The following is a 12574-nucleotide window of genomic DNA, read 5'->3' on the forward strand; positions in this document are numbered from 1 at the left end:
CGGTAGAGCGCCACGCGACCCACGAAAATAGACATTAGAGAGAGATAAATGTACTTTACAGGCCCGTTTCAGGGGATTCGGCACCAAAGTGGACCAGCAGATGATCGCCTTGCCGGGCCCCGGGCTGGCGCAGGACGTCGAGGTGGCTGACATAGGCGGATCGCTGTCCGCCGCGGAGTGGGACTTTCCCGCCGCCAAGGCGCGGCTTGGCGCGCACAGCTTCGTGCTCGCTTCGGGTCGCGGCATGGTGCGGCTCGGCAGCACAGTGGCCCCGATCGAGGCGCCTTGCGTTATCTGGCTGCCCAGCGGCGTAACGGGCAGCGTGCAGCTGGAGGCAGGCGCGCGGGGCGTGGCGATGACGGTGTCCGATGCCGCGCTGGGACGCGTCGTTCCAGCCAGTTCGATCGCCGGGCCGCTGCGGCAGGCCATTGATCGGCCGCTGCTGGGCATCCGCATCGACGCGGCAGCTGCGCGGGCGACCATCCGCGACCTTGAGGACATGCGCCGCGAAGCCCTCGAAGAATTGCCCGGCATGCGCGAAGCAATAATGAGCCGGCTATGCCTCGTGTTGATCGCCTTCTGGCGGCTGGGCGGGGTGGCGACGCAGCAACAGGCATCCCCGCGCGTGCTGGTGCAGAGCTTCATACAATTGGTGGAGCTCAATGCCCGCGCGCAGTGGCGGATGGCAGACTATGCAGGTGCCATGGGCATCTCCACCGACCGCCTGAACTCGGCGATACGCCGCGCCACTGGCAAGTCGCCGCTGGAGCTTGTGCATGGCCGGCTCTTGGAGGACGCGGAGAGCCTGTTGGAGCGCTCAGCGCTGCAGGTCAGCGAGATCGCCGATGCGCTCGGCTTTCGAGACGCCGGCTACTTCAACCGCTTCTTCTCTCGGCTCAAGGGCATCTCTCCCGGACGCTACCGGCAGCAGATGCAGCGGCTGCGGGCCGGGCGCGACGGCTCCTATGCGGCTTGGCCGTGATGGTCTCCACACCAGTAAGATGCTCGCAGATCGCATAACGGCGTTTGCGGTCTCTCAAGTGTCTGCTTTCGGCCCGAGGCTGTGTGAGAACTCGCGGCAGGTTCTCGCCTGAGCGGGGTGCATGGATCAGAGGGACCTGTTCATTCCCTTGTCGCCTAGAGGATTGGGCCGACGCCGGCGACCGCGATGGCGCGCTTGATGTTGTCGGCCAGGACCGCCAGGCCGGCTTCGGTGGCGACGTTTTTTGAGCCTGCGCGTTCGGAAGTGGGTTGCGGCGGTCGATTGCTTGGGGGACTCATGTTGCTTCTTGCGGCTGTGGCGGAGTTGCCTGTCCGAACAGGATCGCCAGCAGGCCGATCAGCGCAACAAGAGCGCCCAGCAGCATCCGCAGGTCAAACGTTTCACCCAGCAGCACAACGCCCATGGCGATGCTCATCAGCGGCATCATCAGCCCCAGCGGCGCTACCAGGCTGGCTGGGTAGCGCTGCAGCACGCGGAAATAGGCAGTGTGGGCGACAATGGTAACGATGGCTACCGAAAAGGCAAGGCCGACCCAGAACGGCCAGCCAGCATCGATGCCGCCCTGCCATTGGCCGTGCTCGGCAAACAGTGAGAGGCCCATCAGTGGCGGGAACGAGGCAAGCGCCACCCAGGCCTGCATGCGCAGCGGCCGGATTGGGCCGTAGCGCTTGAGCAAAATGGAACCGAGGGCGAGCGCTGCGGCCGAAACAAAAGCGAAGAGCAGGCCGATGATGGTGGACTGCCCTTCCGGTTCCCACATTACGATGATGACGCCGCAGAAAGCCAGCGCGATGCCGGCCGCCCGCCGCCAGCTGACCCTTTCGTAAAGGATGAGCACCGAGAGGATAGCCGTCAGAGGGATCGAGAGTTGCAGCACGATGGAGACGCTGGCCGTCGAGGCGGCGTTGAGGGCGAGGAACATCAGGCCAAAATGCATCGCGCCCAGCAGCGCGCCGATGATGATTACCGGCAAGGTCGGCCTGGGCAACGGACGCAGCAGCGGCGCCAGGATCAGCGCAACCAGGCCGAAGCGGGCAGCGGCGTAGTAAATCGGGCCAATGTTGAACATCGTAAAGAGCGCACGGCTGACCACCAGGTTGGCAGCCCAGATGAAGCAGACGCCAGCAAAGATGAGAAAGTCGCGCAGGCGCATGGGTGAATTGACCAGATGAAATCAGTTGGCCGGCGCGGTTTCCAGCGTCGGGAAGTGGCAGGCGACGCGCTGGCTTGGGGAAATCTCGCGCAACGCCGGCACCTTGCTCGCACAAAGCGACTGTGCCTTCCAGCAGCGGGTGCTGAAATGGCAGCCGCTGGGCGGGTTGAGCGGGCTGGGAAGATCGCCCGAGAGGACGATGCGGCTGCGCTTGCGCTCGGCGATCGGATCGGGCAGCGGCACGGCGGAAAGTAGCGCCAGCGTATAGGGATGCTGCGGCGCATGGAACAGTTGCCGGGCCGGGGCGATCTCAACGATACGGCCCAGATACATCACCCCGATCAGGTGGGAGATGTGGCGTACCACGCCCAGATCGTGGGCGATGAACAGATAGGCGATGCCGAGCCGCTGTTGCAGTGACTTGAGCAGGTTCAGCACGCCGGCCTGGATGGAGACATCCAACGCCGAGACCGGCTCGTCGAGCACGATGACCTTCGGCTCGAGCGCGATGGCCCGGGCGATGCCGATGCGCTGGCGCTGCCCGCCGGACAGTTCGTGCGGCCAGCGATCGGCGACGTCCTGCGGCAGTTGCACCAGCTCGATCAGTTCGCGCACGCGCTCGGCGACCTGACGCCTCGGGAGGCGGGCGAGACGCAGGGATTCGGCGAGGATGTCGCTGATGCGCATGCGCGGATGGAGCGAGGCCAGCGGGTCCTGAAAGACGATCTGGATGTCGCGGCGCAACTGGCGCATCTCGGCTGGCGAGGCAGCGAGCAGGTCACGTCCGGCAAGCTTGACCTGGCCTTCGGTGGGATCGATGAGCCGCATGATGCAGCGGCCGAGGGTGGACTTGCCGCAGCCGGATTCCCCGACGAGGCCAAAGGTCTCGCCACGATTGATGGCGAAGGACACGCCGGAGACGGCGCGGACGTAGTCGGTCGGCGCGTTGAGGATGCCGCCGCGCACCGGGAAGTCCTTGACGACGCCATCCACTTCCAGAATCGGGCCGTCGAATGGGGTGAGCGCGTTCATGGCATCGCCTCCAGAACCTTGGCTTGCAGCGGCAGCAGCAGGTCGGCGAAATGGCAAGCGCTGAGCGTGGCCTCGGCGGGGCGCAGAGCTGGATCGTCGGTCGCGCAGATGGCCTGGGCGCTCGTGCAGCGCGGGTGAAAGGCGCAGCCAGCGGGACGCGCCCAGATCGAAGGCGGCGTGCCTTCGATGGGCGTGAGGTTTTCGCCATCGTCTTCGATGTTGGGCATGGCACGGAGCAGGCCGCGGGTATAGGGGTGGCGGGTGCGATAGAAGATGTCCTCCACCTGCCCACGCTCGACGATGCGGCCACCATACATCACCGCGATCTCGTCGGCAGAGCCGGCAACGACGCCCAGATCATGGGTAATCAGCACGAGGCCTATGCCGAGATCCTCGCGCAGCTTTTGCAGCAAATCGAGGATCTGCGCCTGCACCGTGACATCCAGCGCTGTGGTCGGTTCGTCGGCGATCAGCAGTTCGGGGCTGTTGGCGATAGCCATGGCGATCATTGCGCGCTGGCGCATGCCGCCGGAAAACTCGTGCGGGTACTGGCTGACGCGGCGCTTCGGCTGGGGGATGGCGACGGAATCGAGCAGGTGTTCGGCGCGTTCGAGGCCCTGCTTCTTGCTGACGGTTACATCGTGCAGCCGCACGGCTTCGGCGATCTGTTCGCCGATGGTGAGCACCGGATTGAAGGCGGTCAGAGGGTCCTGGAAGATGACGCCGATCTGCTTGCCGCGAATGCGGCGGATATCTTCGGGCGCCATGCCGACCAGTTCGCGGCCGCGAAACTTGGCGCTGCCGGTGACCAGCGAGCCACCGGGCAGCAATTGCAACAGTGCCATCATCGAAACGGATTTGCCCGATCCGGATTCACCGACAATGCCAAGAACCTTGCCAGGCTGCAGCGTCAGATCAATGCCGCGCACGGCCTCGGCATAGCCGTTCGTGCCACGGAAGCTGGCGCGCAGGCCGGTGATTTCGAGCAGTGGCGGCTGGGCGAGCTTGGGATCGTGCAGCATGTCAGCGTTCCCGTGTATCGAGGAGATCGCGCAGGCCGTCGCCGAGAAAACTGCAAGCGAGCACGACCGTCAGGATGGCGACGCCCGGCCCGAGTGCAATCCACCAGTTGTAGAACTTGGAAGCGCCCTCCGAGATCATGCTGCCCCATTCTGGGCTGGGCGGCGTGGCGCCGAGGCCGATGAAACTGAGGGAGGCGGCGAGCAGCACGACCTGGCCGAAATCCATGGTGGCGTTGACCAAAGTCGGGGTCCAGCATAGCGGCATGATGTGCTTGGTGAGTATCCGGAATGGCCCAGCCCCGCCGGCGATGGCGGCTTCGACATGCTCCCGCTCGCGCACTTCGAGCACCTGGGCGCGCATGAGCCGGGCATAGATGGGCCACCAGACGATGACCATTGCAATGGCAGCGTTGGTAAGGCCCGGCCCCAGCGCGGCCGAGATGGTCATGGCCAGGAGGATCGGTGGGAACGACACCGTGATATCGACGGCGCGCATGACAAAGCCATCGAGCCAGCCGCCGACATAGCCGGCAATGGCACCGAGGATAGAGCCGATGGCAACGGCCGCCGCCACCACTCCGATGGAGATCGGCACGGAGAAGGTGGCGCCATGCAGCGTGCGCGAGAGCACGTCGCGGGCCAGCGCATCAGTGCCAAGCCAATGCTCAAAGCTCGGCTCCTGCAGCCGCTTGCCAGCCATGGCCAGCGGATTGGACAGACCCCAGAACTGCACAGTGGCGGCGCACACAACCCAGAACAGGATGACTGCCGCGCCGAGGATCGCCGTGGGCGGCAGTTTGCGGAAGAGTTGAACGGCCACAGACCAGCGTGACTGGCGCTTGTGCCGAAGCACCGGCGGTGCGAGCGGGCGGGCGGTGGTGAGGGGATCGAGTTCGGCCAGGTCTGTCATCGACCTATCCTTCCAGCTTTACGCGCGGATTGGCGAAGGCATAGGCGATGTCGGTGAGCAGATTGGCCAGCAGGAACGCGACGGCGCCGACCAGCGTCACCCCGACGATGGCTGGATAGTCGAGCGAACGCGCTGCCGAAACGGCGTAAGAGCCGATGCCGGGCCAGGAGAAAATAGTCTCGGTCAGCACCGCGCCGGTGATGAGATAGGCGAAGGTGAAGCCCAGGATGGTGAGCGCCGGGATCAAGGCGTTGCGCAAGGCATGGTGTATCAGCACCACATTTTCCGGCGCGCCCTTGGCTCGCGCGGTGCGGATATAGTCCATGTTCATCGCTTCGAGGAGGCTCGAGCGGATCAGGCGCGTAACGATGCCGGTGACAGACCAGCCGAGTACGAAAGCGGGCAGGATCAGGTGGCCGAGCGCCTCGAGAAACAGCGGCACGTTGCCCGCCAACAGGCTATCGACAGTGAAGAAGCCAGTGATACCGGGCGGGGGATCGGTGCGGGCATCGAGCCTGCCGGGCCCGGAGACCCAGCCCAGCTTGACCGAGAAGATGAAAAGCAGGATCAGGCCGGACCAGAAGACCGGCACTGAGGAACCGATAAGCGCGAAGATGCGGGCTGCGCTGTCGGTCACGGTGTTCTTGAAGCGGGCGGCGAGCAGGCCCAGGCCGATGCCGGAGGTGCAGCCGAAGATCATGGCCGCCACCACGAGCTCAATCGTGGCCGGCAGGCGCTCGGCAATGTCGGTGCTGACGGGGCGGCGTGTGCCGAAGGAGGTGCCAAGATCGCCCTGGATCAGGTGGCCCATATAGATCAGGTACCGTTCGGGAAGCGAGCGATCGAGGCCCCATTGGGCCTTGACCGTGGCGACCACCTCCGCGTTGGACATCATCCGTTCGGGGATGAGGGCCGAAAGGGGATCGCCCTTGGTGATCTGCGACAACAGGAAGACGACACTGGCTATCCCCAGGAGCAGGAGCGGCATGGCCACCATGCGGCGCAAGAGATAGCCCAGCATCGGTCAGCTTCCTATTTGCGGGTGATCTCGTTGAGCGGCAGGTTGCAGCAAGCGCTGTAGCGGACGCCCGCCAGGTCACTGCCATAGGCCAGCACCAGATTGGGGCTGACCAGCGGGATGATGATCTTGTCCTTGATCATCTCGAGGCCGATCTGGTTGTAAAGCGCGTCGCTGGCCTCGCCGGTAGCAGCCAGGGCCTGGGCGTAGAGATCGGCTTCGGCGGGATTAACCACCGCCTCCGGCGCAGCGCCACCAGCGCGAGCGGCCCACGGCGTGCTCTCGATCATGGCGAAATAGGCGACATACTGGCCGCTGCCATAATAGTCGGGCGCGTAATAGACGGCGGTGACCGGAATGCCGTCGCCGGTCAGTTGGTCGCGCCAGACCGGATAGGTCTGGGGCTGCAGGTTGATGGTGACACCGACAGCCGCGAAATCCTGCTGTACCTTTTGCATCATCAGGTTGAGATCGACGCCGTAGACGTTATCGTTGGGATAGACGGCGTCGAGGGTGAAGCCATCGGGAAAGCCGGCTTCGGCCAGCAGGGCTTTGGCCTTTTCGACATCTTGGCTCGGTTCCGGCAGGCCGGCGGTGCCGGGGAAACCGTTTGGAATGGGCGAGGACTGCTTGAAGCCGTTGCCGCCTACGGTGAATTCAAGCATGCCGTCGTAATCGATGGCCAGGGCCAGCGCCTCGCGCACCGCAGGGGTAAGCTTGCCCTCGGCGGAGGCAGCGCCGGGGCTGAAGGCCACATAGACGAAGTTGAAGGACGGCACGACCTCGGTCGTGACATCGGGCGACGAGATGGAAGCGGCGGTGTCCGGGTCAATCTGCATGGCAATGTCGACTGCGCCTGATTCAAGCGCCTGCGCCTGGCTCACCGCGTCCTGTACCTGGGTGATGACCACTTCGGCAAAGGGCGACTTGGTGCCGTAATAGGCGTCGTTGCGGGCGAAGCGCAGTTCTGTCTCCGGCGTGTAGCCGGCCAGGGTAAACGGGCCGCTGCCGGCGGAATTCTCGAAAAACCAGGTTTCGGACGTATCAGCCGTTGCTGCCGTCTCGTCAGCAATAGCGCCGGCCTCAATGGCGACGTCGGAATTGATAATGGCGGCGTAGGTGGCCGAAATTTTGTTGACAAATTCGGAGTCGGGCGCGGCGACCGTGACCTTGACGGTCTTGGGATCGACTTCCTCGACAGCGGTCATGCCGTCCATCAGGAAGGATGGCGAGCCCTTGAGATTGAGCAGGCGCTGAAAGCTCCACACCACATCCTTGGCCTCGACGGGCGAGCCATCGGCGAAGACGGCCTCGGGCTTGAGGTGGAAGGTGAATTCGGTCGTCTCGGAATTGATATCCCAACTGGCGGCGAGGCTGGGGACCAGCGACTGATTGTCCGGTGCCAGCGTGACCAGCGTCTCGTAAGTGGCGCTGAGATAGATCTGGCAGGTGTCGCAGAAGGCGCGGGCCGGATCGAGCGAGTTGACGTCCATCGAGCGGGCGATGACGAGGGTCTCGCTGTCCTGCGCAAAGGCGGCTGGGGCGAGGGATGCCAGTGCCAAGGCACTGGTAACGACCAGGAGGTGACGGCGGGACATGCGGGCAGTGAGACGCATTTGGGGCATTGCGGGAGGTCCTTGGGTCGGGTGAGAGGTCAACTGGCCATCAGGCGCTTGAGCACGCTGAGCTTGGCCTGGGGTTCGAGCGTCGTCCGGTTCGCCTTGAGGTCGGCAAAGGCTGCTCCGGTCGCCTCGAGAGTTTTGGCCACATCCGCTTCGGTCATCGCCGCATTGATGAACATATTGTGGTAGGGACTGAGATAGGCGCCATTCTTCATGGCAAGCTGGCACCAGCGATAGCCGAAGCGCCAATCTGGATCGTCATCGAACAGGATTTGCGGCATCTGCACCGGACCGGTCTGGCGGATGGAGAAGCCGTATTCCCTGGCCTGCGCGTCGAGCGAAGTGCGCAGCAGCGTGCCGATCTTGACCAGCTGTTCGAGATAATCGGTTTCGCGCACCAGCTTCATTGTGGCGAGCGCGGCCGACATGGGCACGGCCGAGAACCAGAACGAGCCGGTGACGAACATGGATTCGACGGCCTTGCGCACCTTGTTGGATCCGAGCACCGCCGAAATCGGCTGGCCATTGCCGATGACCTTGCCGAAGCAGGCAATGTCGGGATCGACATCGACTGTCTCCCACGAACAGCCACGCGTCAGCCGGAAGCCGGCGCGCACATCGTCGACGATCAACAGCGCGTCGATCTCGTCGCAGAGCTTGCGCACGCCGCGGGCGTATTCGGGATCGACATAGGACTGATCGGCGAAGGTTTCGTGCTTGAACGGGGTAGCGAAAATGCCTGCCACGTCGTCGCCAGCAAACTTGGCGGCCTTGGTCAGGCTATCGAGGTCGTTATATTCGAAATAGACGATGTGGGCACGATCCTCGGGGACGATGCCGGACATGCCCGGTGTGTTCCATGGTGCCGAGCCGTGATAGGAGCCGCGCGCCACGAGGATTTTCTTCCTGCCGCGATACGCCCGCGCCGCGACCATGGCAATGGACGTGGCGTCTCCGCCATTCTTGCAGAACATGGCCCAATCGGCGTGGCGGACCATGGAGACCATGGTCTCAGCCAGCTCCACCATGCCGGGTCCCGGCCCTGTCATCGTATCGCCCAACGCCAGTTGATCGAAGATGGCCGACTGCACTTCCGGGCGGGCATAGCCCATCAAGTTCGGGCCATAGGCGCACATGTAGTCGATGTATTCGTTGCCATCGACGTCCCACAGACGGGTTCCTTCGGCCCTGGCGAAGAACTGCGGGAAGTCGTCGGGCATGATGGCCACCGACTCGTGCCCATACATGCCGTTCGGAATGACCTGAAAGGCCCTCTCCCGCAATTGCTTGTCGCGCGTGTTGCTCCAGACCATGGCCGTCATCCCCGCATTGGCTGCGCCCATAGGCGCCGTGAATTGCCCATGAGGCTAAGGACAGAAAATTCGATTTTCAAGCGGCCATTGATGCGAAACTAGTCACCTGCGCAAAATGCACGACTGTTATGCATTACTGGCACTGGCGCCGCTGTATTTCCCCAGTTTCTGGGCTTTCTGCCGTGCCAAATCGCAACGGCAGCATCTCAAACGGACGTTTGGAACAAAATCGAGAGAGGATTGCAGCGGCCAATAATGATAGAATATTCGATTATCTCTTGACCGTGCCGCTTGCTGCATGCGGGGGTGGCAGCTGCTCGGGGAGGAAGCAGCGGAGATAAGCGATAGCCGCGCGGGAGCTCTCGGCAACATAGGCATCCTCGATGGTGCCATGCTCAGCATAGGATATGGCCCAGATGCCATCCATGATGCCTATCGAAACGGCTAGCCAGAATTCGAGGTTATGCAGGCTGCTGCAATCAAAGCGCTGGCGCAGGTCCTCGGCCCGGCTGACGGCCAAGGCAGCGTTGCCGCGCAAGTCGAGATTGCGCACTTCGACGCTGACGCCTGCGCCCATGAACAGGCGGAGCGCTGCGGGATGGCGGTTGAGATAGCGCGCACCATTGCGCTGACGCATACGGACCAGGTCCTGCCACGCGCTCGGCTCCGGATCGAGCGGTTGGTGAGACAGCTTGGCGAGATCGCGGTGGTAGCGGGCGGCCAGGGCAACCAGAGCCGCGTTGCGATTGGGAAAGAAGTGGTAGACCGAGGGCAAGGGCACTCCCGCCTCCTCGGCGATGGTGGCCAGACTGATGTCGTCGTTACGGGAGTAGGCCAGCAAGTGTTCAGTGGCATCGAGCAGCACCTCCACCCGCTTGACACCACGGGCGCGCAGCGGCCGTCGCGGCACCGAGCGCCGCTCGATTTCCTCGGGACTGACAGTTTTTCTGGGAACCAGCGTTTTTTCCATCAGCGCCACTCTCTCACACTAAACCGAGCATAGCATTTTCGACGACATCGAGGACAGCGCTACCGATGTTTGGTCGTTCGGTTGCCGGGCCGGATTCCAAGGCCTGTTTCGCCGCTGGACTTCGTTTCCGCAGCAGTCGCGGACGGCCCGGAGGCGACAGAAAGCAGGATGCAACTTGCGGCCTTCAGTCGCCGCAGGCTCGGCGTAGCCGTCGCACGCGGCCACTGGATCGCCGGGCAAGGCAGGACTTGATCAGGCTCAGCCGAACATGAGGTGGCGGATTTGGGTGTAGTCGATCAGCGACTGCATGGAGAGGTCCGAGCCATAGCCCGAGTTCTTCATGCCGCCATGGGGCATTTCGCTGGCCATGACGCCATGGGTGTTGATCCATGTGACGCCATATTCGAGGGCGTTGGCAATGGCCATGGCCTGTTCGGTCTGGCGCGACCACACCGAGGATCCCAGCCCGTATTCGGAGGCATTGGCCCAGTCGAGCGCCGTCTGGACGTCGTCGAAGGGGGTGATGCTGAGCACCGGACCGAACACTTCCTTCTGCACGATTTCCGCATCGATCGGCGCCGCGACCAGCGTCGGCGAAAAGAAATAGCCACCGGACTCGTCCGCGCTGCCCTGGATGACGTCGCAGCCTCCGGCGCGCGCCCGCGACACAAAGCCATCGACACGCTCAAGCTGGCGCGCGCTGATGAGCGGGCCGAATTCCACGTCGTCCCGCTCCGGACGGCCATAGACCAGCGAACCGATCATGGCTTGCAGCTTGTCGGTGAGAGCCTGGACCACGTTGCGATGAGCAAAGATGCGGCAGGCCGCGGTGCAGTCCTGCCCGGCATTGTAGAAGCTGGCCTCCCGCAGGGTCTCGACCAGCTTATCCAGATCGGCGTCCTCGCAGACGATCACTGGCGCCTTGCCACCCAGTTCGAGATGGGTCCGCTTGATCATCGGCCCCGCAGCCGCCTGCAAAACCGCCCGTCCTGTCCGCACATCGCCGGTCAGCGAGATCATCCGCACCATATCGTGCGAAATCAGCGCTTGGCCGACGTCCGGTCCGTTGCCGCACACCACATTGACGACACCCGCCGGCAAGACCTCCGCAAAGATCTCGCTGAGCGCGAGCAGGCTGAGCGGCGTCAATTCCGACGGCTTGATCACCACCGCATTGCCTGCGGCGATGGCGGGCGCGATTTTCCAGGCCGCCATCAGCAGCGGATAGTTCCAGGGCGCAATCTGGGCGATGACGCCAATGGGATCGCGGCGGACAAGGCTGGTCCGCGTCGCGGACCGGTAATTCCCCGCGGCCGGCGCCGGCATATTGCGTGCCGCGGTGCCAAAATAGCGGAACACGTCTGCGACATTGGCCAGCTCTCCGCCCTTCACGAAACGCAACGGCTTTCCGGCATTGCGCGATTCGACCTCGGCCAGCGTATCGGCCCGCGCCTCGATGCCCGCGGCAATGGCGAATAGCGCCGCGCTGCGCTCGCGCGGCGTCCGCTGCGACCAGTCCTTGTAGGCGCCATGGGCGGCGCGAACCGCAAGGTCGACCTGCCCGGCACTGGCCGACGCGACCTCGGCCAGGGGGCTGTCCAGGGCCGGCTCATTGGCGGTTTCGGACGGCCCCTCGCCGGCAACGAATTCGCCCTTGATGAACAGACGGGTCTCGAACGCACTCATAGACTGATCTCCGATCCTGGGGCAGGCATGTATTGGGCCCGAGCTGCTTCACCCAAATAGTGCCAGAAGGCCATATCATGCGGTCGGCCCTGGGGACGCCATTCAGGATGCCATTGGACGGCAAACACCGGCGCAGATGTATTGGTGGCCGAAACTGCCTCGATGACACCGTCTGGCCCGATGGCATTGACGACCAGCCCCTCGGCCAGACGATCGACTGCCTGAAAATGCACGCTGTTGACGACAAGCCGGTCGCTTGCCGCGTACCGGTGGAGCGTGCCGTTGGCAGACACTTCGATTTCGTGCCCAAAGGCAAACATCTCCTCAATCGAAACATCGGGCAGCGCGTGATGCGGGCCGGCCAGGCGGCTGTCGCGCAGGTCTCGCAGCGTGCCGCCGAGCGCCACGTTGATCTCCTGCAGTCCCCGGCAGATGCCGAAGACTGGCTTGCCCGCCGTGATCGCCGCGCGAATGAGCGCCTGGCCCAAGCCATCGCGCCCGTCGTCGATCGGCGCCTGGCCGATCAGGTCGGAGCCGTAGTGGCGCGGTGCGATATTGGAATTGCTGCCCGTCAGCATCACGGCATCGAGGCGCGCCACGATATCGGCGACATTGGCCTCGGACTGGTTCGAGGGCACGATCAGCGGGATCGCTTCAGCAAACCGTTCCACGGCCTCAAGATAGCGGTGCTTGACCGCCTGGGCGGGCTCGCCCTCCACCTCGCGGCCACACGCGATGACCCCGACAATCGGCCGATGCTGAAGCATATGCGCACCTGATTTTGAGCATTCTCGCCGCACCCGCCTCCCTTAACGCAGAGGCACCTGCTAAGCTAAGGCTATGAC

12 protein-coding genes are annotated in these 12574 nt (G+C 63.8%); 1 reads left to right on the forward strand and 11 read right to left on the reverse strand.

The window, feature by feature from the left end:
• Nucleotides 1–100 precede the first annotated feature (100 nt).
• Nucleotides 101–982 (forward strand): helix-turn-helix transcriptional regulator, encoded by an 882-nt coding sequence (locus IM737_RS09780; RefSeq protein ID WP_236899726.1) that lies wholly within the window; start codon nt 101–103, stop codon nt 980–982.
• 155 nt (nt 983–1137) lie between these two features.
• Here IM737_RS09780 and IM737_RS09785 read toward each other — a convergent pair whose 3' ends face one another.
• From IM737_RS09785 to IM737_RS09835, 11 genes are all read right to left on the reverse strand, one after another.
• Nucleotides 1138–1281: a hypothetical protein gene (locus IM737_RS09785; protein WP_236899990.1), complete on the reverse strand. Its 144-nt coding sequence runs from the start codon at nt 1279–1281 to the stop codon at nt 1138–1140.
• Nucleotides 1278–2156, reverse strand: coding sequence for a DMT family transporter (locus tag IM737_RS09790; RefSeq protein ID WP_236899727.1), 879 nt, complete (start codon nt 2154–2156; stop codon nt 1278–1280). The genes IM737_RS09785 and IM737_RS09790 overlap by 4 nt, the downstream gene beginning before the upstream one ends.
• A 21-nt stretch (nt 2157–2177) precedes the next feature.
• On the reverse strand, nt 2178–3188 hold the full coding sequence (locus IM737_RS09795; RefSeq protein WP_236899728.1) for an ABC transporter ATP-binding protein: 1011 nt from the start codon (nt 3186–3188) through the stop codon (nt 2178–2180).
• Entirely contained in the window at nt 3185–4210 is a 1026-nt protein-coding gene (locus tag IM737_RS09800; RefSeq protein WP_236899729.1) for an ABC transporter ATP-binding protein, read from the reverse strand. Before IM737_RS09800 ends, IM737_RS09795 begins: the two co-directional genes overlap by 4 nt.
• Nucleotide 4211: 1 nt before the next feature.
• Nucleotides 4212–5120 (reverse strand): ABC transporter permease, encoded by a 909-nt coding sequence (locus IM737_RS09805; RefSeq protein ID WP_236899730.1) that lies wholly within the window; start codon nt 5118–5120, stop codon nt 4212–4214.
• A 4-nt stretch (nt 5121–5124) separates the two neighbouring features.
• Nucleotides 5125–6141, reverse strand: a complete 1017-nt coding sequence (locus IM737_RS09810; RefSeq protein ID WP_236899731.1) for an ABC transporter permease — start codon at nt 6139–6141, stop codon at nt 5125–5127.
• A gap of 11 nt (nt 6142–6152) precedes the next feature.
• Nucleotides 6153–7754, reverse strand: a complete 1602-nt coding sequence (locus IM737_RS09815) for an ABC transporter substrate-binding protein (RefSeq protein ID WP_236899732.1) — start codon at nt 7752–7754, stop codon at nt 6153–6155.
• Between the two features lie 38 nt (nt 7755–7792).
• Complete coding sequence (locus IM737_RS09820) at nt 7793–9073, reverse strand: aminotransferase class III-fold pyridoxal phosphate-dependent enzyme (protein ID WP_236899733.1); 1281 nt, start codon at nt 9071–9073, stop codon at nt 7793–7795.
• A gap of 271 nt (nt 9074–9344) precedes the next feature.
• Entirely contained in the window at nt 9345–10043 is a 699-nt protein-coding gene (locus IM737_RS09825) for a TetR/AcrR family transcriptional regulator (protein WP_236899734.1), read from the reverse strand.
• Between the two features lie 258 nt (nt 10044–10301).
• A complete protein-coding gene (locus IM737_RS09830; protein WP_236899735.1) occupies nt 10302–11729 on the reverse strand; it encodes an aminobutyraldehyde dehydrogenase in 1428 nt (475 codons plus the stop codon).
• The gene (locus IM737_RS09835; protein ID WP_236899736.1) at nt 11726–12496 is read right to left on the reverse strand and encodes a gamma-glutamyl-gamma-aminobutyrate hydrolase family protein; all 771 of its coding nucleotides are present in this window, start codon (nt 12494–12496) and stop codon (nt 11726–11728) included. The genes IM737_RS09830 and IM737_RS09835 overlap by 4 nt, the downstream gene beginning before the upstream one ends.
• Nucleotides 12497–12574: the final 78 nt, after the last annotated feature.

Origin of the sequence: Devosia sp. SL43 (genome assembly GCF_021729885.1) — a bacterium.
Lineage (GTDB): Bacteria > Pseudomonadota > Alphaproteobacteria > Rhizobiales > Devosiaceae > Devosia.